Source organism: Acidovorax sp. LjRoot117 (assembly GCF_964252695.1).
Classification (GTDB): domain Bacteria; phylum Pseudomonadota; class Gammaproteobacteria; order Burkholderiales; family Burkholderiaceae_C; genus Acidovorax.
Map to the genome: position 1 here is coordinate 227,924 of NZ_CAXUPO020000007.1, position 22,670 is coordinate 250,593.

Here is a 22,670-nt window from a genome sequence, read left to right on the forward strand (position 1 = left end):
TTCACCCCACAGAATTTTGCGGAGAAACCCATGTCCCATCTCATCCTGCACCACTACCCCTCGTCGCCGTTTTCCGAAAAGATCCGCCTGGTGCTGGGCTTCAAGAAGCTGGCCTGGAAGTCCGTGATCATCCCCAGCATCGCGCCCAAGCCCGATGTGGTGGCGCTCACGGGCGGCTACCGCAAGACGCCGTTCCTGCAGGTGGGAGCCGACATCTACTGCGACTCCGCATTGATCTGCGACGTGCTGGAGCACGAGCAGCCCGAGCCCGTGCTGTACCCGCCGCACCTCAAGGGCGTGGCCCGGGTGTTTGCGCAGTGGGCCGACAGCAGCCTGTTCTGGGCGGCCATGGCCTACAACCTGCAGCCCAAGGGCGCATCGGCCATGTTCGCCAACCTGCCGCCCAACGTGGCCCAGGCCTTCAGCGAAGACCGCCGCGAGATGAGCACGGGCATGCAGCGCCTGCGCCCCGCAGACGCCACGGCGGCCTACCGCTCGTACCTGCGCCGCATCGCGCACATGGCCGAGGAGCATGACTTTTTGTTCGGCGCCGAGCCGTGCCTGGCCGACTTTGCTGCTTACCACCCGCTGTGGTTCACCCGCCAGTGCGTGCCGGTGATGGCCGACATTTTTGCGGCCACGCCCGCGGTGCTCGAATGGATGGACCGTGTGGCCGCGCTGGGCCACGGGCGCATGGAGAAGTTCGCGGCCGAAGACGCCATCACCGTGGCGGCCGGCGCAGAGCCGCTGCCGCTGATGGACGATGTGTTCCAGGACGAGCACGGCATCCCGCTGGGCTCGCAGGTCGCCATCGCCGCCGAGAGCTTCGGCACCGAGCCGACCGAGGGCGAGCTGATCGCCGCCACCCGCACCCGCTACACCCTGCGCCGCACCGACCCGCGCGCGGGCACCGTGCACGTGCACTTCCCGCGCATCGGGTATGTGCTGCGGGCTGCGAAGGCCTGACGGCGGCGCCGCGCCACCTCACAACCACACCCACACCCACACCCACACCCACACCCACACCCACACCCACACCCGTTCGGGCTGAGCCTGTCGAAGCCAGGGCAGCCCTCGCGGACACCCTTCGACAAGCTCAGGGCGAACGGCAGGGCGATGGATGACCCGGTGACCGCACGGATGCATCGATACATGCCCTGGCGCTGAACACACACAAAACCACACACCACTTCAAGGAGACACCACCATGATCGACAACTTTGCCGGCAAGACCGCCGTCCTCACTGGCGCAGGCTCGGGCTTCGGCCTCGAATGCGCGCGCATCGGCGCCCGCCTGGGCATGAACCTGGTGTTGGTGGACGTGCAGCAGGACGCGCTCGACGCCGCTACGGCGGAGATGCAGGCGGCGGGCGTGCAGGTGCTGGCGCGCAAGGTCGACGTGTCGAACGCCGCGCAGATGGAGCAGCTGGCCGCGGACGTGCAGCAGCGCTTCGGCGCGCCGCACCTGGTGTTCAACAACGCCGGCGTGGGCGCGGGCGGCCTAGTGTGGGAGAACTCGGTCAAGGACTGGGAATGGGTGCTGGGCGTGAACCTCTGGGGCGTGGTGCACGGCGTGCGCCTGTTCACGCCCATGATGCTGGCGGCCGCCAAGGCAGACCCCGCCTGGCGCGGCCACATCGTCAACACCGCCAGCATGGCGGGCCTGGTGGATGCGCCCAACATGGGCATCTACAACGTGAGCAAGCACGCGGTGGTGAGCCTGTCGGAGACGCTGTACCAGGACCTGTCGCTGGTCACGGACCAGATCAAGGCCAGCGTGCTGTGCCCGTTCTTCGTGCCCACCGGCATCGCCCAGAGCCACCGCAACCGGCCTGGCGACATGCCGGCCGACAAGCCCACCAAGAGCCAGCTCATCGGCCAGGCCATGAGCGACAAGGCCGTGGGCAGCGGCAAGGTGACCGCGGCCGAAGTCGCGCAGAAAGTGTTCGACGCAGCGGCGCAGGGCCAGTTCTACATCTACAGCCACCCCAAGGCCATCGCCTCGGTGCAGACGCGCATGGAAGACATCATGCTGGGCCGCAACCCCACCGACCCGTTTGCCGGCAAGCCGGAAGTGGGTGAGCAACTGCGGGCAGCGCTCAGGGCCGAAGGTTGAGGATAAAGGGCAGGGTTTGAGGTCAAATAGGCCTCTACCGCTTGCTGAACAAGCGCAAGCAGCTATTAAAGATATAGCAATTCCTGTGAAGCCGGACAACGACCCCACCGCGCAGCGCGCCCCGCTCGCCCACCTCACCCATTCGCGCGACGCCGCCCCGCATGCGGTGGGCGGTTTCGCGCTGTTCGCCACCGCCATCGGCCACTGCGGCATCGCATGGCAGGGCGATCTGCTGGCGGGCGTGCAACTGCCCGAAGCCGCGACACGTGCCCGCATGCAGCGGCGCTTTCCGCAGTTGTCCGAATGCGCCATGCCGCCCGCCGTGGCCGCCTGGGCCGCGCGCGTGGTGGCCACGCTGGAGGGCGTGCACGACGATCTGCTGGACGTGCCGTTGGCCACCGAGGGCGTGCCGCCATTCAACGCCCGCGTGTACGCACTGGCCCGCCGCATTCCGCCGGGCAAGACCATGACCTATGGCGAGATGGCTGCGGCGCTGGGCGAGCCCGGTGCAGCGCGCGCCGTGGGCCAGGCGCTGGGGCACAACCCGTTTGCGCCGGTGGTGCCATGCCACCGCATCCTGGCTGCGAATGGCAAGACCGGTGGCTTTTCGGCCGGAGGCGGCGCCGCCACCAAGATGCGCATGCTCGACATCGAGGGCGCGTTTGCGCACGACACGTTGGCGCTGTTTGCGCCCCGGGGCTGATGCGGGTTCAGCCGTAGTCGCAGTTGCAGCTGCAGCTGCAGCTGCAGTTAGAGCCCCACGGACCTACCCGCGTTTCCTGAGCATCGCCGATCCGCTGCTGGCCATCGCCAGCTCTTCGGTGGTGGCCAGCAGGGCAGGGCCCAGGGCCAGCATGCGCTCCTCGGTCAGGCGCACCAGCGGCCCTGCAATGGTGACCACGCCGATCACCGCGCCGTTGTGGCTGCTGCGGATGGGCGCGGCCATGGCGGTCATGGCGGGCGCGAACACTTCCACGATCATGCTGAAGCCGCGCTGGCGCGCCGCCTTCAGGTAGGCCAGCAGGGCCTTCACGGTGGTGGGTGCGTTGGGGCCGTAGTCCTCGGGCTTGCCAAAGCCCTGCTGGGACACCAGCGCCAGCGCTTCCTCATCGCTCAGGGTGGACAGCCACGCATGGCCGGCCGAGCTGCACGACAGGTTCACCGACAGGCCCATGTCCGGGTCGTAGCGCAGGCCGCGCACGGCGCCCTGCGCCTTGGCGACGAAGGTCAGCTCGCTGCCGTCCACTACCGCCAGGCGCACCAGCTCGCCCGATTCGGCCGCCAGCCGGTCCAGCAGCGGCTGGGCGATGTCCACGATGCCGCTGGCGCTCAGAAACCCCAGGCCCAGCGACACCAGCTTGATCGTCAGCATGTAGTTGCCCTGGTTGTGCTCCTGGCGCACATAGCCGCAGCGGACCAGCTCGGCCAGCAGCCGGTGCGTGGCGCTCAGCGGCATGTCCAGCTCGGACGCGAGGTTCGACAGCGCCTTGCCTTCGGGGTGGGGCGCGAGGTGTTCCAGGACTTTGAAGCTGCGCTCGAGGATGCTGCTCATGGGCAATGGCTTTCGAAAGGGGTGTGGGCAGGCCGGGGGCGCTGGCACCGGTTGGGCAGCAATGTACCAAAATTTGTTAAAGGGTTTCTACTATGGAAACCCTTTCCACTTTTTTCTACGATGCGTCCCAAGTGCTGCGGCGGCGACATCGGTTGCGCCCTGGCAAGCCTTGCCCCTTTTTTGATGGAGATGCCCCGTGAAGAAAACTGTCTGCCTTCTGGCCACCGCCGGCCTGTCCCTGTTGCTGGCCCTGCCGGCCGCGGCCCAGCAAGAGCGCGTGATCCGCTTCGGTCACCTGAACAATGCGGACCACCCGGTGAGCTTCGGCGTCAAGCGCTTTGCCGAGCTGCTGGCGGCCAAGAGCGGCGGCAAGCTCAAGGTGCAGGAATACCCCGCCTCGCAGCTGGGCAACGAGCTTCAGCAGCAGTCGGCCCTGCAGGGCGGCGTGCAGCAGATGTCGGCCCCGGCCACCACGTCGCTGGCCGGCATCGTCAAGGAATTCGGGCTGGTGGACTTTCCGTTCGCGGTGGCCAACTTCGCCCAGGCCGATGCGCTACTGGACGGCCCGCTGGGCCAGACGCTGATCGCCAAGCTGCCCGAAAAAGGCCTGGTGGCCCTGGGCTACTGGGACCTGGGCTTTCGCAACGTGACCAACAGCAAGCGCCCCATCACCAAGGCCGATGATTTCGACGGCCTGAAGCTGCGCGTGATCCCCAACCCGGTGTTCCTCGACACCTTCAAGGCCTTCAAGGCCAACCCGGTGCCCATGCCGTTTGCCGAGCTGTACGGCGCGCTGGAGGCCAAGGCGGTGGACGGCCAGGAGAACCCCTATGCGGTGATCCTGTCGAACAAGATGTTCGAGGTGCAGAAGTACGTGAGCGCCACCAACCACGTGTATGCCGCCAACATCGTGCTGGTGAGCAAGAAGTTCTGGGACCAGCTCTCCCCCGCCGAGCAAAAGATGATGCACGACGCCGCCAACGAGGCACGCGGCTACCAGCGGCAGGTAAGCCGTGCCGCCGCCCAGAAGTCGGTAGGCGACCTGCAGGCCAAGGGCATGGCCTACAACGAGATCGCGCCGGCCGAGCTGGCCCGCATGCAGCAGATCGCCAAGCCCGTGATCGAGAAGTTCGCCGCCACCTACGACCCGACCATCGTGAAGCTCTACAACAGCGAACTCGCCCGCATCCGCAAGTAAGAGCGCCTGGCAAAACTCTTCTGGCGTCGTTGCTGCGTCTTGTCGTGCTATTCGCACTGCCTGCGACGCAGCGCCTAGCCAGAACCGCTTCGCTGAGCTTTGTCAGCCGCTCTCAACCCTTAACACCCCATGAAAATCCTCGTCCTCCACGGCCCCAACCTCAACCTGTTCGGGCGCCGCGAACCCCACATCTACGGCACCACCACGCTGGCGCAGATCAACGAGCGGCTGCAAAAGCTCGCAGCCGAACTGCAGGTCGAACTGGCCATCGTGCAGTCCAACCACGAAGGCGCGCTCATCGACTTCCTGCACGACCACATCGACGCCGCGCAGGGCGCGCTGGTAAACCCCGCGGGCCTCACGCAACACGGCGTGCCGCTGCACGACGCGATCAAAGCCATGCCGTTTCCGGTGATCGAAGTGCACATGTCCAACATCGCCGCCCGCGAGGCCTGGCGCGCGCATTCCATCATCTCGCCGGCCGTGAAGGCCACGGTGCAGGGCTTCGGTCCGCATTCGTACCTGGCGGCGCTGCGCTCGCTGGTGGAGAGCCTGCGCGAGGCTGCCCAGGCCGCCTGAGTACCCATCCTCCATCACAGGAAATACAACATGAATCGGTGGATGGATGGCGCCTGCCGCGGCCTGGAGGCGGTGATCGCTGCCATGCTCGCGTTGATGGTGGTGCTGGTGTTCGGCAACGTGGTGCTGCGCTACGGCTTCAACTCGGGCATCACCGTGTCGGAAGAGGTCTCGCGCTGGCTCTTCATCTGGATGACCTTCCTCGGGGCCATCGTCGCACTGCGCGAGCATGGCCACCTGGGGGTGGACATGGTGGTGCAGCGCTTGCCGGCCGTGGGCAAGAAGATCTGCCTGGCCCTGGGCCATGGGGTGATGCTCTACATCGTGTGGCTGCTGTTTCAGGGCAGCCTGGCGCAGGCGCGCATCAACTGGGACGTGACGGCGCCGACCACGGGTGCGTCCATGGCCATCGTCTATGCCGCGGGGCTGGTGTTTGCCGTGTGCGCGGCGCTCATCCTGGCGATTGATCTGTACCGCCTGCTCAGCGGCCAGATCGCCGATGAGGACCTGGTGATGGTGCAGGAGTCCGAAGAGGCCGTGCAGCTGCAGCAGATCCTGGGCTCGGCAGGCACCACCCATGCGTCCCCCGGCAAGGAGGGCGCGCGATGACCATCTTCGTCTTTGTCGGCGCGCTGCTGCTCGCCATGGCCATGGGCATCCCGATCGCGTTCTCGCTCTTGGCCAGCGGTGTGGCGCTGATGTGGCACCTGGATCTGTTCGACGCGCAGATCCTGGCGCAGAACCTGATCAGCGGGGCCGACAGCTTTCCGCTGCTGGCCGTTCCGTTCTTCATGCTGGCGGGGGAGATCATGAACGTGGGCGGCCTGTCGCGCCGCATCGTGGACTTTGCGCTTGCGCTGGTGGGCCACGTGAAGGGCGGGCTGGGCTACGTGACCATCATGGCCGGCTGCCTGCTGTCGGCCCTGTCGGGCTCGGCGGTGGCCGATGCGGCGGCGCTCACCGCGCTGCTGCTGCCCATGATGGTCAAGGCCGGGCACGACAAGTCGCGCGCAGGCGGGCTGATCGCGGCCACCGGCGTCATCGGCCCGGTGATCCCGCCAAGCATCGGCCTCGTGATCTTTGGCGTGGCGGCCAACGTGTCGATCTCCAAGCTGTTCCTCGCGGCCATCGTGCCGGGCATCCTGATCGGTGCGGCGCTGTGGCTGACGTGGGCCGTGCTGGTGCGCAGCGAGAAGATCATGCCCCCGCCGCGCAAGTCCGCGGGCGAGATCCTCACGGCCCTGCGCAAGGCGCTGTGGGCGCTGATGCTGCCGGTGATCATCCTCGTGGGCCTGCGCATGGGCGTGTTCACGCCCACCGAGGCGGCGGTGGTGGCGGCGGTGTACGCGCTGTTCGTGTCGGCCGTCATCTACCGCGAGATCACCTGGCGCGACCTGTACGGCATCTTCGTGGCCGCGGCCAAGACCAGCGCCATCGTGATGTTCCTCATCGCCGCCGCCATGGTGAGCGCGTGGCTCATCACCGTGGCCGACCTGCCGTCCAAGGTGGTGGGGCTGCTGCAGCCCTTCATGGACAACAAGGTGCTGCTGATGGCGGCCATCATGGTGCTGGTGATGCTGGTGGGCACCGCCATGGACATGACGCCCACCATCCTGATCCTCACGCCCGTGCTGATGCCGGTGGTGACGGCCGCCGGCATCGACCCGGTCTACTTCGGCGTGATGTTCATCATCAACAACTCCATCGGCCTGGTCACGCCGCCGGTGGGCACGGTGCTGAACGTGGTGGCCGGGGTGGGCAAGATGTCGATGGACGACGTGACCCGCGGCGTGGTGCCCTTCATGATCGCGGAGTTCGCCATCATGTTCCTGATGGTGCTGTTCCCCTGGCTGGTGATGGGCCCTGCGCGGTGGTTCCATGGGTGACGAACGCGGGCGCGGCTGGCGTGGCTCGCGCGGATGATCCGGCCCGCGGCAGTGCCGGTGCAGGGCCGGCCGCAGGGTAAGCCGGGGTGGCTGCTCGGGCGCAGCGGGTGTTACATTCAATCGCACCTGTCGCCATGCCCGCGTGATGCGGTCGCTGGCGCCGCCCCATCACCACCCCCCCGACGACAAGGACCCCCTGCATGCCCCCGGACCGCGAGCGACTCACCCGCATGCTTTTCGATGAGTACATCGAGATGTATGCCGCACGCGATACCCGGCTGCTCGCGCGTTTCAGCGACAGCTTCAGCGGCTTTGCCGGCAGCAGCGACAAGCTGGTGAAAAGCCGGGCCGAATGGGTCGAGGTGACGCAGCAGGACTTTGCCCAGGTGCCCACGCGCATCGGTATCGACATGGTGGACCTGTTCGTGCAGGACCTGGGCCCGGACCTGCTGGCGGCCACGGCGTTCTTTCACATCCACCTGCCGATCCCCGATGCGCTGTTCTCCCGCGAGACGGCCCGCAAAGTGGTGCTGTTCCGGCGCGAGCCCGCGGCGACCGCAGGGCAGGGCACCGAGGGCGACTGGAAGATCGCGCACGTGAGCGTCTCCATCCCTTACGGCAAGGCGCACGGCAGCGAGGTGTACCCCATCGACGACCTGCGCCAGCGCAACAGTGAGCTGCAGGCGCTGGTCGACGAGCGCACCGAGGCGCTGGCGCAGGCCAACCACCAGCTGGAGCTGCTGAGCAATACCGACGGCCTCACGGGCATCGCCAACCGCCGCCACTTCGACGAGGCCCTGGCGCGCGAATGGGCCCGGGCCCAGCGGGCCCGCACACCGCTGGCGCTCATCATGCTGGACGTGGACGTGTTCAAGCATTTCAACGACCACTACGGCCACCTGGCGGGCGATGCCTGCCTGAAAGCACTGGCCCTCACCCTGGTACAGACAGGCGCCCGCCGCGAAGGCGAGCTGGCCGCGCGGTTTGGCGGCGAGGAGTTCGTGGTGCTGCTGCCCGGCTCGGACCTGCAGGCCGCCGCCGATGTGGCGCGCCGCATCCAGGAGGCCATCGTGCAACTGGCGCTGCCGCACGAGGGCGCGCCGCACGGCATCGTGACCGTGAGCTTCGGCGTGTCCAGCCTGCAGCCGCAGCGTGAGCAGTTGCCCGAAGAGCTGGTGCGCCAGGCCGATAGGGCGCTGTACCGTGCGAAGCAGGGCGGGCGGCATAGGATTGAGCTGGCGCAGGTGCTGGGGGAGGCGGCTGGCGGGTGACGGCGACATTGAACCGGAGGTAAGTCAACAGTCCCATTGAAGCGCCTGGTTTTGCGACATTGAATTTTCGTTGCGCGTGCCCCTGTAGATGTGCTTGCCAGGTTTCGCGGCATCGCTTTTTTCGGTTTTGTCAAAGATCCCGCCCGGGTCTTTGCAAAGGACAGCGTCCACGCTCGTGCGATGGGTCGAACTCTGCGGCGCGGCGAACCATGCTGCAGTTCGTGATCAACGCGGTGGCATGGCAATGGTCCTGTGCCGGCACAGCCCGGGAATTGCGCGGAACGCTCCGTCATCAGTCACCGTTATGGCAACAGCCGCGGCACCCGGAGACAGAAGTCCAGCCGCTCACGCCAGCATCGATTGCTGGGCAAAGATCCCCGCCATCGCGCCCTGAGATGATGCCTGGGTGACGGACGGAAGGAACGGCGTTGAGAGATCGCCGGCGGAGTAGATGCCGGGCATGCTGGTTTGGCGACGATCGTCGACCTTGAGGATGATACCGGTGGGCGTATCGACGGTGGCGAGGCCTAGTGATTCATGCAGACTCGCAGACGGTTTGTTGCGTGGATGCGCGAACAGGATGTCGACCGCGACATTGCGGTCGGCATCGAGATTGACAGTGGTGATGTGGCCCTTTCGATGGGCGATCTCGATGATCCGTCCATCGACGACGGAGATTTTGCGGCGCGCCAGATCGGCCTCGAGTTCGGGCGGGAGGTCGTGACCATCGGCGAAGACAGTCAACTTGTCGGTCCAATCGCGGAACAGCCTGACGGACTGGTGCGTCTGCGGCCCCGACCAGACGACACCCCAGTGCTGGCCAGCGACTTCAAAGCCGTCGCAGTAGGGGCAGGGCACGATGGACGTGCCCCAGCTTTCGGCAAAGCCCGGAACATTAGGCATCTGGTCGGCGAGCCCGTAGCTCAAGATCAGGCGGCGCGCCCCAAGGCTTTCGCCGTCACCCGTAAGAACAGAAAAATCGTCAATGGCGCCCGAGATGCTGTCGGCCCGAGCGTTGACCAGCTTGATAGCGGGATAGCGCGCCAGTTGCTGCCGCGCCTCGGCAAGGATGTTCAGCGGTGGTTTGTGATCGTGACCGAGCAGTCCGTGCGAGTGGCCCGCGAAGCGGTTGCGCGGCAGGCCAGTGTCAAGAACAGTGACCTTGCGGCCGGCGCGCCCGAGCTGCAGCGCGGCGGCGAGGCCGGCAAAGCTGCCGCCGATGATGATGACGTCGTTCTTCATGGTGCTGGACTCCGATGTTTGAATTGAAGGGTGTGGGCTTGGCCTCGTGGAATGAGCTTGGCCGAAGCCGGTGATGGAAAGCGTGGCCAGCGCCAAAAGGTCTCTTCGTTGCATGGATGCCTCCTTTAGTCGGCTCAATATCGTTGCTGAGGGACCGGGTGTGAGCGGAGTTTCCGGAGCTGCGTGCCGCTGCGGGGGGCCGTCCAGTCTCGGTCGCATCGTGTCTCAGATCTCTCAATTTATTAGACCGATAAGTACAGTAATGTGCATGCGTTATATTGGACTGTCAAGTCCACTAAATATGAACAATGGTCAGCTCCCCAGATTCCGATCCCAAGCCTCAGCGCGGGCGGCCACGCGATCCCGAGCGCGGCCGGCGCATCCTCGAAGCGGCGCAAAGGCACTTCGATGAGCATGGCCTGGAGCGCTCCAGCGTGGACGCCATCGCTGCGGACGCCGGTGTGTCCAAGATGACCGTTTACAGCAACTTCGGCTCCAAGGAGGGGCTGTTCCAGGCGGTCGTGCGCGACAGATCGGCGGCGGTGATGGCCGATTTCACGGGCGCCGGATCGCTAGATCCGGACCAGCCGGATGCTGCGTTGCTGGCAATCGGCGCTCGATTTCTAGCGTTGGCGCGCGGTGACGCCTTGGGCGCGTTGCGCGCCGTTTACGGCGTTGCGGGTGCGCAGCCCGAAGCCTGCCGTGCGTTGTACCAGGAGGGCCCGGAGCGAGTGAATGGCGAGCTTGCTGCTTATCTGCGCCGGGCCCACTCGGCGGGCACGCTGAAGGTGCGCAACCCGCGCCAGGCAGCGGATTTGTTTCTGTCGATGTTCCTTGGCTCCGGGCACATCCGGGGACTGCTGAAGCTCGAGATGCCGGACGCCCGTGAAAACAAGGCACTTGTGAGAGAGGCCGTGCGGGTCTTCATGGCCGCTTACAAAGCGTAGGCGCCCACCGCGCAACGCGAGGCGAGTGACCGGGCTCAACGGTGCAACGTCGACAGTCGCTCATGGGTGAGGGCTCAAAGAGCCATCGCCTCATTTCCTCAGGGAACCGTCGCGAGAACAAGCATTGAACGCCCGAACACAGATGACGGACTTGCATCATCAAGCGAGGGTTACGAACGGTAAGTGGAATGGAAGCAGCCACTGCAAAAACGGTCACTCACCTTGGCCGTCTCAAAGGTCGGTTTTGGGGCCCACTGCGGTCGTTAAAAGCACGGGGAAGTTTGGCTTCACGGCGAAATCTCCAGGGCCAAATCAGTCAACCGCGTCTGCCCAAAGTGATGCAACAGAGTGTTTTCAGCCCTTGTCAGGGCTTCGGTTAAGTGCCGATTTACTGCCGCCTCTACGGGACAACTGGGGTTATCGACCGCAGGTCCCAAAGTGAAAATACTTGACGGTGCCAACGCGTTGTACACATCAGCGACTGTCAACGTGGAGAGGTTCGCTGATAACGACCACCCACCTCCACGCCCCCCCGTGGATGTCACATAGCCGGCATCCCTCATTACTGCCATCGTTCGCCGAACGACCACAGGGTTCGTGTGCAGCATCTTCGAGATGGTCTCAGACGTCGTACCTCCGCCATGCAAGTGCATGTGTAGCAGCACGTGCAGGAGGCGGGCAAGGCGAGTATCGACGACCATTGATCAATTATCTCATGCGTAACTCTTGGAGTTACACTAAGGCATCATCAGCCAAAGTGAACAGACCCATGACTTTCGCCAAGCAGCACATCATCGCGACCAACGAATTGAATCTGTCCCTGACTGAGCAAGGCACCGGCCCGGTCGTTCTGCTATGCCATGGATTTCCGGAAACCTCAGATGCTTGGCGCCATCAACTTCCTGCGCTTGCTGACGCAGGATTCCGAGGCGTGGCGCCTGACCTGCGCGGATATGGACTTAGCGACTGTCCCTCAGATGCCGCCAAGTACACGACAATGAACGTCGTGGGCGACCTCATTTGTCTGCTGGATGCGATCGGTGAATCGAGGGCGGTTGTTGTGGGCAGCGACTGGGGTGCGACGATTGCATGGCAAGCTGCACTTCTTCGGCCTGACCTGTTTCGCGCGGTCGCCGCGCTCGGGGTTCCCATGATGGGGCGAGCACCTGCGGCGCCAAGCAAGGTTTTTCCGCGCTTATCGGATGCTTGGTTCTACGTGAACTACTTCATGGAACAGGGACTGGCTGAACGGGAGCTTGAAGCCGACATCGCCAAATCGCTGCGCCGCATTTATCACGCGGCGAGCGGGGACGCTGGTCCACGTGATGATCCCACCACACCCAACCCATTCGGCGTATTCACGAAAACCCTAGGGCTGCTGGGCGGGCTGCCCGAACCGACGGACCTTCCTCGTTGGCTGCCAGCTGCCTCATTCAACGCCTTGGTCGAGGCTTTCGAGCGAACCGGATTCACAGGAGGATTGAACTACTACCGCAACTTGGACCGCAACTGGGAATTGGACGCGGCCTTCAATGGGCTGCGCGTGGAAGTGCCAGCGCTGTATATGGTCGGCGAACGAGACACTGGCCTTGCCATGCCGGGTATGCAAGAGATCATTGCTGCTATGCCCGAGCTGGTTCCAAATCTCAGAGCGTCATTGCAGGTGCCGGGCGCTGGCCACTGGCTGTCTCAAGAAGCGCCCAGCGAAGTGAACGCGGCGCTCATCGATTTTCTGAGCAATTTGTGAGAGGGGACGGATGCAAAAAGTACCCCTTGCATCAGTTTAGCCGTTGAATCTTGAAGTTGGCTCTCGGCCGAGTGCCGTAGTTTGCCCGCCAATTGCGCATCAACATCAGGCGGATGACCAACTACGAAGGCATCCAATGGCTGGGTTTCCAGAGAAAAGTGGCGTTCAGCGCCACGCCCAGCCGCGGCCGGAGCAATTGAAGATACCTGCGTTCCCACAAGCGAAGGACATTCCGGGTTTTCCCGCAGCCGCGCACCGAACTGGTGACAATCGTCGGCTATGCAAACGACCCGTTTCTTCAAGATGGCCCTTATCCTGGGCCTGCTCTCGGCCATTGGCCCCTTTGCCATCGACATGTACCTGCCGGCGCTGCCCGAGATCGGCGCCAGCCTGGGGGCGGAAGTCTCTGCGGTGCAGTGGAGCCTCACGGCGTTCTTCGTCTCGCTGGGTGTGGGCCAGCTGTTTTATGGTCCGATCTCCGACATGGTGGGGCGCAAGCCGCCGCTGTATGCCGGGCTGCTGCTCTTCACTCTGGCGAGCGTGGGCTGCGCGCTGGCGACCGACATCGAGACGCTGGTGGCCCTGCGCTTCGTGCAGGGGCTGGGCGCTGCGGCGGGCATGGCGATACCGCGGGCCGTGGTGCGCGATCTGCATACCGGCACGGAGGCCGCGCGGCTGATGTCGCTGCTGATGCTGGTGTTCAGCATTTCGCCATTACTGGCGCCCCTGGCGGGCAGCGGCGTGATCGCGCTGACGGGCTGGCGTGGCGTGTTTTGGGCGGTGGCCGTGGCGGCGGTGGCCGGGCTGGTGCTGGTGTCTCAGGGCCTGCAGGAGACGCGCCCCGCGGCCGACCGGCTGGAGAGCAGCCTGGGCAGCGCGCTGGCGGGCTACGCGCTGCTGCTGCGCGACTGGCACTACCTGGGGCTGGTGTTCATCGGCGGGTGCTCTATGGCGGGGTTCTTCGTGTACCTGGCGGGCTCGCCGTTTGTGCTGATCAATCACTATGGCCTCACGCCGGTGCAGTACAGCCTGGCGTTCTCGGTCAACGCGGCGGCGTTCTTTGCGGCGGCGCAGTTCAATGCGCAACTGGGGCGGCGTTTTGGTTTGGTGAACACGGTCAAGGCAGCCGTCACCGGGGCGGGTGTGATCATGGTGGCCCTGCTGGCCTATTACCTGGCTGGGGGCGACCAGCTGGCCGTGCTGCTGGGGCTGTACTTCTTCGCCAGCGCACTCATGGGGCTGGTGATCCCGACCACCTCGGTGTTGGCGCTGGAGGAGCATGGCGCCATCGCCGGCACCGCGTCGGCCCTGCTGGGCACGCTGCAGATGCTGATCGGCGCCGTGGCCATGGGCGTGGTCGGATTGTTCGCCACCGGTAAACCGCTGCCGATGGTGGTGGGCATGGCCAGTGGTGCCCTGATGGGCCTGGCGCTCACCTGGGTGACGCTGGGGTACAGCCGGCCCGCGCAAGCACAGGCGCAGAACCAAGCGTCTTGAGCGTCAAGGACTCGAAGACATTCTGAATATCTGATGCTATTAAAAAGATAGCTGATAGCGCTTATCCATAGCGCGGTGGAGCCGTTTTTTATCTGAATCCGCACGCCCTGTGCCGTATGTGGATCTGCCCACGGCATGGATCAGCACCCGGCCTGCGCGCACAGCCCGCACGCCCGCTAATCCGTGATGCCCCGGCAGGACAGCGGCACGTCGATGTCGCACCAGGCGAGGTCAGTGCGATTCAGTCCGTCCGGCCCCTTTCAATGGCGGTGCAGCGGCTCAGCTGCGGGCGCGGTCGCGCAGCGCGCGGGCCACGCCGGTAATGCCTGCTCCTGGGGAACTGGCGCGTGCCAGCTTGCCGACCACGCCGTCGCGGCCCGACGCGGCACGGGCGATCAGCGCGCTGCCCACGGCCCGGCCGACCATGCGGCCGAGAAAGCCGCGGCTTTTGCCGGCGGTGCGCATGACCAGCAGGCCTGCGCCCAGCGCCAGCCAGCGTTCTGCGGGAAAGCCCGGGCGGGCCTCATCCGAGGTGCGGACTTCGTTGATCTTCTGGCGGATGCCCATGTGTGATTCCCCTTGGCTTGGATGTGATGGCCTCCATCGTTGCCGGGGTGGGTGCCGCGCGTTGTCAGCCTGCGGTTTTGCTGGCGGTGATCCGTGTCCTACGCCGCGGTGCCGGCGGGCGCTTGCAACGCCGGTGCATCAGGGGCAGCAGGCTTGGCATGTCCGCTGGCCGCAGCCACTGCGCGTGCCAGCCCCAGCACCGTGTGCGGGGCCGAGCCTTCGGCGTGGTTGCTGATGGTGACGAACGCGTTCTGACCGCGCCCGGTCATGCCCGCAATCACGGCGGCCAGTTCGGTGCGGGTTTCTTCGTCGGGGTGGTGCAGGCGGTCGTAGGGCTGGTACAGCTTTTCGGCGTCTTCATAGCCGTACGGGCCGTGCACCGGGTGCAGGTTCCAGCGGCACACCAGCGGGCCGGGCCACAGCGCGCGCAGCACCGGCAGCTGGTCCTTCAGGGCTGGCATCTTGGCGTGCAGGCCCAGGCAGTAGGTGGCGCCGGCCTCGCGCAGCACGGCGGCGAAGGCGGGGGTCAGCCATTCGGGGTCGCGCACCTCCACCGCGATCACGCCGTCGGGTGCCAGCGGGGCCAGTGCGGGCTGCGCGAGCAGCATGGCGCGCAGGCGCTCCAGCAGCAGCGACAGGCGGTCGAGCTGCGCCAGCGGCAGCGGGCTGAGCTGGAACACCAGCACCCCGAGCTTGTGCCCCAGGCCTTGCAGTGCGGGCTCCACGAACTCGCTGCGGGCCAGCTCGGGGCTCAGGAAAGCGGGGTTGGGCTCGCGGCCCCGGCCATCCTCGGCGCGCACCAGTGCGTCGGTGACCAGGCTGGGCGCCTTCACCACGAAGCGGAAGTCGTCGGGCACCTGCGATGCGTAGCGCTCGTACTGGCTCACCGTGAGCGGCCGGTAGAAGCTGCGGTCGATGCTCACGGTTCGCAGCAACGGGTGCTGGGCATACACCGGCAGGCCTTGTTTGGACAGCATGGACTCGGAATGCTCGCCCTCCCACACCAGGCCTTTCCAGCCGGGGTAGGTCCACGACGAAGTGCCCATGCGCAGTTGCGGGGGCAAGGCGGCCGCCAGGGCACGCAGGTCGTCGTGGCCCGGGGCGGGGTGCACGCCGGTGCGGCGTGGTCGCGAGGGTGGTGCCGGGTCGGTGCCGAACCCGTCCGTGGGCGTGTCCGGCTCGGGCGGCTGTTTGCGGGGGGCGGGCGAGGGCGGCGGTGTGGGCGGGCCGCCGAACAGGTCGTCTTGCATTCAGGCGGGCAGGGCAGGACGTTGGCTCATGGGGGGCAGGCTCACAGGCCTCCGAACAGCCCGCTTTCATCGAGCAGCTCGTAGGTGATCTCGGGGCGCTGGTCCAGGCTCTTCTTGATGGCAGCGGGGATGGCCTGGCGCGTCTTGCGGCACAGGCCGGGCTGGTCCAGCACCAGGATGGCGATGCCGCGCAGCGTGCGCACCTCGTTCGGGCCGGGGGTGATGGACAGGCGCACGCCGAGTTGCTGCTCCATGCGTGCCTGCATGCGACGCAGGTCGTCAAGGCTGGTCAGGTTTTCCAACCGCTCGAGCAGTTTCTTTTCTTCGGTGCGTGTCAGGCGAAGAATGCGCACGTCGCCGCCGGGCGCCTCGATCAATGCGTCCCGCCCGCACACGCAGGTGCCGGGCGGGCATTCGGTGCGGATGGGGAAGGGGATGGGGTCGTTCATGGCAGCCTGCGCATTCTAGGGACCTCTGCAGGACCACCACGCCGTGGGGTCGGGTGGGGGCCAAAGCGCCTGTGGCAAACTCCCGCGCTTCGCGTTTTGTTTGTTTCAGAACCGGCTGCGCCCCGCAGGGCAACGGCCGGTTCGCCGTCAGAGAGAGTTCGCCCACACATGCAGCAGATCATCCGGCAGTTGGCCGCAGAAATCAGGGTCAGTGAACAACAGGTGCGTACAGCCGTCGAGCTGCTGGACGGTGGGGCCACCGTGCCTTTCATCGCACGCTACCGCAAGGAAGTGACCGGCGGCCTGGACGACATCCAACTGCGTGAGATCGAAGCGCGCCTGTCGTACCTGCGCGAGCTGGAAGACCGCCGCGCCGCGGTGCTCAAGAGCATCGACGAGCAGGGCAAGCTGACCGACGCGCTGCGCGCTGCCATCGCCGCCGCGCCCACCAAGCAAGAGCTGGAAGACATCTACCTGCCCTTCAAGCAAAAGCGCCGCACCAAGGGCCAGATCGCCCGCGAGTTCGGCATCGAGCCGCTGGCCGACAAGCTGTTTGCCGACCCCACGCTCGACCCCGCCACGGAAGCAGCCGCCTTCACCAAGCCCCCCGAGGTGCTGGACGACGGCAAGCCCGGCGCCGACTTCTCCACCGTGCCCGCCGTGCTCGACGGTGTGCGCGACATCCTGTCCGAGCGCTGGGCCGAAGACGCCGTGCTGGTGCAGGGCCTGCGCGAATGGCTCTGGGCCGAAGGCCTGCTGCGCAGCAAGAAGGTCGACGGCAAGAACGAGAACGACCCCGAGGTCTCCAAGTTCCGCGACTACTTCGAGTACGACGAACCCATCGGCCGCGTGCCTTCGCACCGCGCACTGGCGGTGTTCCGCGGACGGGGGCTGGAGATTCTGGAAGCCAAGCTGGTGCTGCCCGTAGAGCCAGAGCCCGGCAAGCCCAGCCTGGCCGAAGGCAAGATCGCCCTGCACCTGGGCTGGAGCCATGCAGGCCGGCCCGCCGACGACCTGATCCGCAAGAGCGTGGCCTGGACCTGGCGCGTGAAGCTGTCGCTGTCGACCGAGCGCGACCTGTTCGCCCGCCTGCGCGACGACGCCGAGAAGGTCGCCATCAAGGTGTTTGCCGACAACCTGCGCGACCTGCTGCTGGCCGCACCTGCCGGCCCGCGCGTGGTGATGGGGCTGGACCCGGGCATCCGCACCGGCGTGAAGGTGGCCGTGGTGGACGACACCGGCAAGCTGGTGGAGACGGCCACGGTGTACCCGCACGAGCCCAAGCGCGACTGGGACGGCTCGCTGTTCACCCTGGCCAAGCTGGCTGAAAAACACGGCGTGAACCTGATCGCGATCGGCAACGGCACAGCCAGCCGCGAGACCGACAAGCTGGCTGCCGACCTGATCAAGATGGCCGCCAAGGCCGAGCGCGCCATCGAGAAGGTGGTGGTGAGCGAGGCCGGCGCGTCCGTCTATTCCGCCAGCGAATATGCCTCGCAGGAGATGCCCGATGTGGACGTGAGCCTGCGCGGCGCGGCCTCCATCGCCCGCCGCCTGCAGGACCCGCTGGCCGAGCTGGTCAAGATCGACCCCAAGAGCATCGGCGTGGGCCAGTACCAGCACGACGTGAACCAGAGCGAGCTGGCCCGCACCTTGAGCACGGTGGTGGAGGACTGCGTGAACTCGGTGGGCGTGGACCTGAACACGGCCAGCGTGCCGTTGCTCAGCCGCGTGTCGGGCCTGTCGGGCAGCGTGGCCAAGGCCGTGGTGCGCTGGCGCGAGGCCAACGGTGCGTTCAAGAGCCGCAAGCAGCTCATGGACGTGGCGGGCCTGGGGGCCAAGACCTTCGAGCAGAGCGCAGGCTTCCTGCGCATCCGCGGTGGGGACAACCCGCTCGACATGACCGGCGTGCACCCCGAGACCTACCCCGTGGTCGAGCAGATCATGGAGAAGACCGGCAAGCCCGTGGCCGAGATCATGGGCCGCGCCGACATGCTCAAGACGCTGAAGCCCGAGCTGTTCGCCAACGACAGGTTCGGCGTCATCACCGTCAAGGACATCCTGGGCGAGCTGGAAAAGCCCGGCCGCGACCCGCGCCCGGACTTCAAGGTGGCGCGTTTCAACGACGGCGTCGAGGACATCAAGGACCTCAAGGAGGGCATGATCCTGGAGGGCACCGTGAGCAACGTGGCCCAGTTCGGCGCCTTCATCGACCTGGGCGTGCACCAGGACGGCCTGGTGCACGTGAGCCAGCTGGCGCACAAGTTCGTGAACGACGCGCGCGAAGTGGTCAAGACCGGCGACATCGTCAAGGTCAAGGTCATGGAGGTGGACGTGGAGCGCAAGCGCATCGGCCTGTCGATGAAGCTCGACGCCGCACCGCCGCGCCAGAGCGGCGACCGCGGCGCGCCGCGCGACAACCGCTTCGAGGGCGCGGGCCGGGGCTATGCCCAGCCGCAGCGCCGGGCCAACGAACCCGCGCAGCAGTCGGCCATGGCATCGGCGTTCGCCAAGTTGCAACAGGCCAAGAATCGTTAGGTGCCGGGCGGGGAGGGCGGGCCATAATCGGCCCAACCAAACCCTTCGGTGCCCTACCCCATGGAGTTGAACGCACTGCTGGCCCAACCAGTGGCATTGCCCAGCCTGCCGCGCGCCGTGGCGCTGCTGATGAACGAGCTGGCGCACGACGAGCCCAGCCTGCGGCGCCTGAGCCAGCTTTTCGGCACCGACCCCACGCTGGCGGCACGGCTGCTGGAGCTGGCCAACTCGCCCACCTTTCAGCTGCCGCGCCAGATCGCCGGCATCCCGGAAGCGCTGGCGCTGCTGGGCACCGGGCAGGTGCGCGCACTGGTGTCGTCGGCCACGCTGGGCACGACGTCCCGCTCGGTGCCGGGTGTGAACATGCAGCAGTTCTGGCGCTACAGCCTGAACACCGCCAAGCTCGCGCGGTCGCTCGCAGGCATCGTGCACCAGAACCAGATTGCCGCCTTCACGGCCGGCCTGCTGCATGCGCTGGGCGAGCTGGTGATCCACCTGGCCGACCCGGACAAGGCGCACTCCGTCAACACCCTGGTCGCGCCGTTCGACCTGCGGCGCGGCAAGATCGAGCACCGCATCTTCGGCTACAGCTACGGCCACGTCACCGCGGCCCTGGCCCGCCGGTGGCAGCTGCCCGAAACGGTGGTGGACGCCCTGCAGCACCAGGGCGCACCTTTCGACAACAACGTCTACGAGCCGCTGGCCGGCGTCATCCACCTGGCCTCCTGGCGCGCCCGCGCCCGCGAGGCCGAGCTGGACGACCGGGAGCTGGCGGTGTCGTTCCCCGGCGAGGTGGGCCTGACGCTGGGGCTCGACATCGACATGGTGCTGCAGCAGGACCCGATCGACTGGACGGTGAAGCCCGAGGCGGCCGACTACGTGGTGTGACCTGGCCGCCAAGCCCGGGGTGCGGCGTATCGCCCGCAGCGGGTGATGCGCAGGGCCGTGGCGGATGACAGCGCGACAGGCGCAAGCGCCGGGCTTTGCGACAATCCCCGCCCATGAAAGCCCTGCGCATCCATGCCGGCCCCCGTGCCCGCGAACACCTTGAACAACACGGCCTGCAGCCCGCCGATGTGGGCGTGATCCCCGGCGCAGCGGGTGGCCCCAAGGGGCTCATCCTGGGGCCGCTCGACCGGTTCATCTTCGGCCAGTGGCTGCCGCAATCCACCCAGCCGGTGCACCTGGTCGGCGCCTCCATCGGCGCGTGGCGCATGGCCACCGCCTGCCTGAAGGATTCGGTGGCGGCCTTCGAGCGGCTGGAGCACGACTACATCCACCAGAACTACGACCTGCCGCCCGGCAAGAAGCGGCCCACGGCGGCCCACGTGAGCGAGCGGTTCGGCCAGAACCTTGAAGCGTTCTACGGCGGCCGGGTGGACGAGGTGCTCAACCACCCGCGCTACAGGCTGCACATCGTCACCTCGCGCGGGCGCCACATGCTGCGGCGTGAGCACGGCCTGGCCACGCCGCTGGGCTATCTGGGCGCTTTCCTGACCAACACCGTGCACCGCAAGGCCCTGGGCGCCTGGCTGGAGCGGGTGGTGTTTTCATCGCCCGATGCCGTGGGCACGGGGGCCGACGCTGCCACCCTGGCATGCGCTGCGCTGCCCTTTGCCACGTCGGACTACCGCACGCGGCAGGTGCTGCTCGATGCCGGCAACTTCATGCAGGCGCTGCAGGCGAGCTGCTCCATCCCCTTCGTACTGCAGGCGGTGCACAACATCCCCGGCGCGCCGCGGGGGGCGTACTGGGATGGCGGCATCACCGACTACCACCTGCACCTGGCGTACCGCAAGTCATCGCAGACTTCAAAACCGACACCGACACCCACATCGGCACCGATGCCGGCGCAAGTGCAGTCACGGACACCGGACACGATGTTGGATGGTGCTATTGATTTAATAGCTGGTAGCGCAAGTGGAGAGCGCGGTGGCAGCCAAAATCAGCACAAATACCCTTCGCGCCCATCGCCCGGGCTGGTGCTGTACCCGCATTTCCAGCACAGCGTGGTCCCCGGCTGGCTGGACAAAGGCCTCAAGTGGCGCCACCGCTCCACCGCCGCCCTGGACAACATGGTGGTGCTGTCACCCAGCCCGGACTGGGTGCGCTCCCTGCCCAATGCCAAACTGCCGGACCGCAACGACTTCACCCACTACGGCACCGACAGCGCTGCACGCGCCAAAGCCTGGCTCACGGCCACGCGGGCCAGCCAGCAGCTGGTGGACGAGTGGGCCGCCTGGCTGGAGCGGCCGGACATGGCGCATGTGGGTGTTTTGTAACAGAGATATTGCCTTCTCGAGGAGCTTCAGGTATCCATTCTTCGGGATAATGAGTGATTTTTCTTGTGAAATTCTGTTTGGAGATTGTTTCCAAATAAAACAAATGTTTCTCATTTCATGGGTCGTATCTGCTGGTTAAATACAATCGCCTGAAATTTTTCAGGAGTTGAGATGCTGCAAATCGATGATCAGGGAATGCTCGTATCTGCCCATGTGCGTCCGAGGCGGTTTTCGCAGATCGAAAGGCAGCCGTTGACCGATGTAAAGGGCATTATTGTTCATCAGACAGGTGCGGACCGTGCTTCAAGCTCTTTAAACAGCTACGCAAACGCCAAGGCGAATGGCGCGCATTTTCTTATCGATAAGGATGGCGTTATTTACCAAACGGCCTCTGTGTTCAAGCGAACTAACCACGTCGGCGCGCTACAGGCGCGCTGCCTGGTTGAATATTCATGTAAGCCAGCCGCATTTGCAAAGTCCAAGGGCTTCTCGCAGGCAAGCGATGTTGACAGGATGCATGAGATAGAAATGCTCAAATCTACGCCGTCGAGATACCCGTCTAACGTTGATAGCATAGGAATAGAAATTGCCGGAAAGGCATTTCTGCCACCCGGAAAGTCAGCTCCTGCTGGAGCCACGCCAAAACAAAAGGAAGTTTATTTTAATAATCATTCGGTGTATGAGGCCGTGAACCACGCGCAAAATTTATCTTTGCGCTGGCTGGTCTCGGAGCTTCGACAAACACTTCAAATTGCCGAGTCGGAAGTTTTTCGCCACCCCGTGGTCAGCAGAAAAAATCCGACGGAGGCGAGCACAGCATCATGGTGACCAAGCTTTCTTTGGTGGGTGTTTTGGTGGCGTCGCTCGCGTTGCAGTGTTTCTCGAAAAGCGAGGGGTCGCCAGCTTCCCCGCCGCAATCGACCAGTCGCGCAAGTACAAAAGTCTCTAATGAACCGCAGACAGACCCCGACAGTTGCGCTGGCATTCAATCGCGGGACGAACGGGAGGAGTGCATGAGAAATTCTGCCAGGGCCTATCCCGTCGGTAACATCAAGAGCATCAAGATTAAAAATTCCCATTACTTTGATGCAGATGGGAAAATTTGTACCAGTGACGCGGGCCCTCGTTTGACGGACGCGGGCATACGGTTTTTCATGAAAAATTCCGTGCCTGTATCTCAGATGGCGGTGATGAATTATTACGGCCAGCATGGTGAGTGCAGTAGTGGAAATGTGAAAATTACATTTGCCAATGGTCGCGTTGCCCATTTTTCGCTGTCCAGTGAGGGTAAGGTCGGCTACCTTTCTCCTTTAACAAAGGGAAAGGAGACAGACGTCTTTTTCTATTACTGTGAAAAATGTTAAAAATAAGGATTTGTCCGGCCAGCATTAGTGTGGCGCCTGCCGCATTTTGAAATGCATTGGGGGTGGCTGGCCACCTCAAGCCGGTTCCACATTTGTTGCCGCGTGAACTGGGGGGCCTCTGCACGCATCGAGCTGCCAAGTGTGCGCTGGGGATCGGAATGGAGTGCAAGGCGCAAAACGCAGCA

22 protein-coding genes are annotated in these 22,670 nt (G+C 65.2%); 16 read left to right on the forward strand and 6 right to left on the reverse strand.

Going from position 1 to position 22,670, the window contains the following annotated elements:
- Positions 1-30: 30 nt before the first annotated feature.
- From ACSQ3D_RS18930 to ACSQ3D_RS18940, 3 genes are all read left to right on the forward strand, one after another.
- Positions 31-966, forward strand: a complete 936-nt coding sequence (locus ACSQ3D_RS18930) for a glutathione S-transferase family protein (RefSeq protein WP_436127906.1) — start codon at positions 31-33, stop codon at positions 964-966.
- A 241-nt stretch (positions 967-1,207) separates the two neighbouring features.
- Entirely contained in the window at positions 1,208-2,116 is a 909-nt protein-coding gene (locus tag ACSQ3D_RS18935; protein ID WP_056419481.1) for an SDR family oxidoreductase, read from the forward strand.
- Positions 2,117-2,282: 166 nt separating this feature from the next.
- Positions 2,283-2,819 (forward strand): methylated-DNA--[protein]-cysteine S-methyltransferase, encoded by a 537-nt coding sequence (locus ACSQ3D_RS18940; protein WP_436127927.1) that lies wholly within the window; start codon positions 2,283-2,285, stop codon positions 2,817-2,819.
- A gap of 63 nt (positions 2,820-2,882) precedes the next feature.
- Here the strand turns inward: ACSQ3D_RS18940 and ACSQ3D_RS18945 are convergent, their stop codons facing one another.
- A complete protein-coding gene (locus ACSQ3D_RS18945) occupies positions 2,883-3,668 on the reverse strand; it encodes an IclR family transcriptional regulator (protein ID WP_056165436.1) in 786 nt (261 codons plus the stop codon).
- A 196-nt stretch (positions 3,669-3,864) separates the two neighbouring features.
- Here ACSQ3D_RS18945 and ACSQ3D_RS18950 point away from each other — a divergent pair, with 196 nt between their 5' ends.
- The 5 genes from ACSQ3D_RS18950 (at position 3,865) to ACSQ3D_RS18970 (ending at position 8,602) form a co-directional block, all read left to right on the forward strand.
- Complete coding sequence (locus ACSQ3D_RS18950) at positions 3,865-4,866, forward strand: TRAP transporter substrate-binding protein (RefSeq protein WP_436127907.1); 1,002 nt, start codon at positions 3,865-3,867, stop codon at positions 4,864-4,866.
- Between the two features lie 129 nt (positions 4,867-4,995).
- The gene (locus ACSQ3D_RS18955) at positions 4,996-5,445 is read left to right on the forward strand and encodes a type II 3-dehydroquinate dehydratase (protein ID WP_056419487.1); all 450 of its coding nucleotides are present in this window, start codon (positions 4,996-4,998) and stop codon (positions 5,443-5,445) included.
- A 30-nt stretch (positions 5,446-5,475) separates the two neighbouring features.
- On the forward strand, positions 5,476-6,054 hold the full coding sequence (locus ACSQ3D_RS18960) for a TRAP transporter small permease (RefSeq protein WP_436127908.1): 579 nt from the start codon (positions 5,476-5,478) through the stop codon (positions 6,052-6,054).
- On the forward strand, positions 6,051-7,331 hold the full coding sequence (locus tag ACSQ3D_RS18965) for a TRAP transporter large permease (protein ID WP_436127909.1): 1,281 nt from the start codon (positions 6,051-6,053) through the stop codon (positions 7,329-7,331). The genes ACSQ3D_RS18960 and ACSQ3D_RS18965 overlap by 4 nt, the downstream gene beginning before the upstream one ends.
- Before the next feature lie 200 nt (positions 7,332-7,531).
- Complete coding sequence (locus tag ACSQ3D_RS18970; protein WP_436127910.1) at positions 7,532-8,602, forward strand: GGDEF domain-containing protein; 1,071 nt, start codon at positions 7,532-7,534, stop codon at positions 8,600-8,602.
- 345 nt (positions 8,603-8,947) lie between these two features.
- Here the strand turns inward: ACSQ3D_RS18970 and ACSQ3D_RS18975 are convergent, their stop codons facing one another.
- Positions 8,948-9,844: an NAD(P)/FAD-dependent oxidoreductase gene (locus ACSQ3D_RS18975; protein WP_436127911.1), complete on the reverse strand. Its 897-nt coding sequence runs from the start codon at positions 9,842-9,844 to the stop codon at positions 8,948-8,950.
- Positions 9,845-10,152: 308 nt separating this feature from the next.
- Between ACSQ3D_RS18975 and ACSQ3D_RS18980 the strand changes: the two genes are divergently transcribed.
- Positions 10,153-10,791 (forward strand): TetR/AcrR family transcriptional regulator, encoded by a 639-nt coding sequence (locus tag ACSQ3D_RS18980; protein ID WP_436127912.1) that lies wholly within the window; start codon positions 10,153-10,155, stop codon positions 10,789-10,791.
- Positions 10,792-11,078: 287 nt separating this feature from the next.
- On the opposite strand, the gene ACSQ3D_RS18985 is transcribed toward ACSQ3D_RS18980, so the two are convergent.
- Entirely contained in the window at positions 11,079-11,492 is a 414-nt protein-coding gene (locus ACSQ3D_RS18985; protein ID WP_436127913.1) for an Rrf2 family transcriptional regulator, read from the reverse strand.
- A 68-nt stretch (positions 11,493-11,560) separates the two neighbouring features.
- On the opposite strand from ACSQ3D_RS18985, the gene ACSQ3D_RS18990 reads away from it, so the two are divergent.
- Complete coding sequence (locus ACSQ3D_RS18990) at positions 11,561-12,538, forward strand: alpha/beta fold hydrolase (protein WP_436127914.1); 978 nt, start codon at positions 11,561-11,563, stop codon at positions 12,536-12,538.
- Between the two features lie 279 nt (positions 12,539-12,817).
- Positions 12,818-14,035, forward strand: a complete 1,218-nt coding sequence (locus tag ACSQ3D_RS18995) for a multidrug effflux MFS transporter (RefSeq protein ID WP_436127915.1) — start codon at positions 12,818-12,820, stop codon at positions 14,033-14,035.
- A gap of 279 nt (positions 14,036-14,314) precedes the next feature.
- On the opposite strand, the gene ACSQ3D_RS19000 is transcribed toward ACSQ3D_RS18995, so the two are convergent.
- The 3 genes from ACSQ3D_RS19000 to ACSQ3D_RS19010 all read right to left on the reverse strand — a co-directional run bounded on the left by ACSQ3D_RS19000 (position 14,315) and on the right by ACSQ3D_RS19010 (position 16,301).
- Positions 14,315-14,602: a hypothetical protein gene (locus ACSQ3D_RS19000; RefSeq protein WP_436127916.1), complete on the reverse strand. Its 288-nt coding sequence runs from the start codon at positions 14,600-14,602 to the stop codon at positions 14,315-14,317.
- A gap of 98 nt (positions 14,603-14,700) precedes the next feature.
- Complete coding sequence (locus ACSQ3D_RS19005; RefSeq protein ID WP_436127917.1) at positions 14,701-15,852, reverse strand: DUF72 domain-containing protein; 1,152 nt, start codon at positions 15,850-15,852, stop codon at positions 14,701-14,703.
- A gap of 41 nt (positions 15,853-15,893) precedes the next feature.
- Positions 15,894-16,301: a hypothetical protein gene (locus ACSQ3D_RS19010; protein ID WP_056419505.1), complete on the reverse strand. Its 408-nt coding sequence runs from the start codon at positions 16,299-16,301 to the stop codon at positions 15,894-15,896.
- Between the two features lie 168 nt (positions 16,302-16,469).
- Between ACSQ3D_RS19010 and ACSQ3D_RS19015 the strand changes: the two genes are divergently transcribed.
- The 5 genes from ACSQ3D_RS19015 to ACSQ3D_RS19035 all read left to right on the forward strand — a co-directional run bounded on the left by ACSQ3D_RS19015 (position 16,470) and on the right by ACSQ3D_RS19035 (position 22,485).
- Positions 16,470-18,839 (forward strand): Tex family protein, encoded by a 2,370-nt coding sequence (locus ACSQ3D_RS19015; protein WP_436127918.1) that lies wholly within the window; start codon positions 16,470-16,472, stop codon positions 18,837-18,839.
- A gap of 60 nt (positions 18,840-18,899) precedes the next feature.
- Positions 18,900-19,727: an HDOD domain-containing protein gene (locus tag ACSQ3D_RS19020; protein ID WP_056165464.1), complete on the forward strand. Its 828-nt coding sequence runs from the start codon at positions 18,900-18,902 to the stop codon at positions 19,725-19,727.
- A gap of 113 nt (positions 19,728-19,840) precedes the next feature.
- Positions 19,841-21,121, forward strand: coding sequence for a patatin-like phospholipase family protein (locus tag ACSQ3D_RS19025; protein WP_436127919.1), 1,281 nt, complete (start codon positions 19,841-19,843; stop codon positions 21,119-21,121).
- Positions 21,122-21,292: 171 nt separating this feature from the next.
- Positions 21,293-21,949 carry a peptidoglycan recognition protein family protein gene (locus tag ACSQ3D_RS19030; protein WP_436127920.1) on the forward strand — a complete coding sequence of 219 codons (657 nt, stop codon included), beginning with the start codon at positions 21,293-21,295 and terminating at the stop codon, positions 21,947-21,949.
- Positions 21,943-22,485, forward strand: a complete 543-nt coding sequence (locus ACSQ3D_RS19035; protein ID WP_436127921.1) for a hypothetical protein — start codon at positions 21,943-21,945, stop codon at positions 22,483-22,485. Before ACSQ3D_RS19030 ends, ACSQ3D_RS19035 begins: the two co-directional genes overlap by 7 nt.
- The last annotated feature ends 185 nt before the right edge of the window (positions 22,486-22,670 follow it).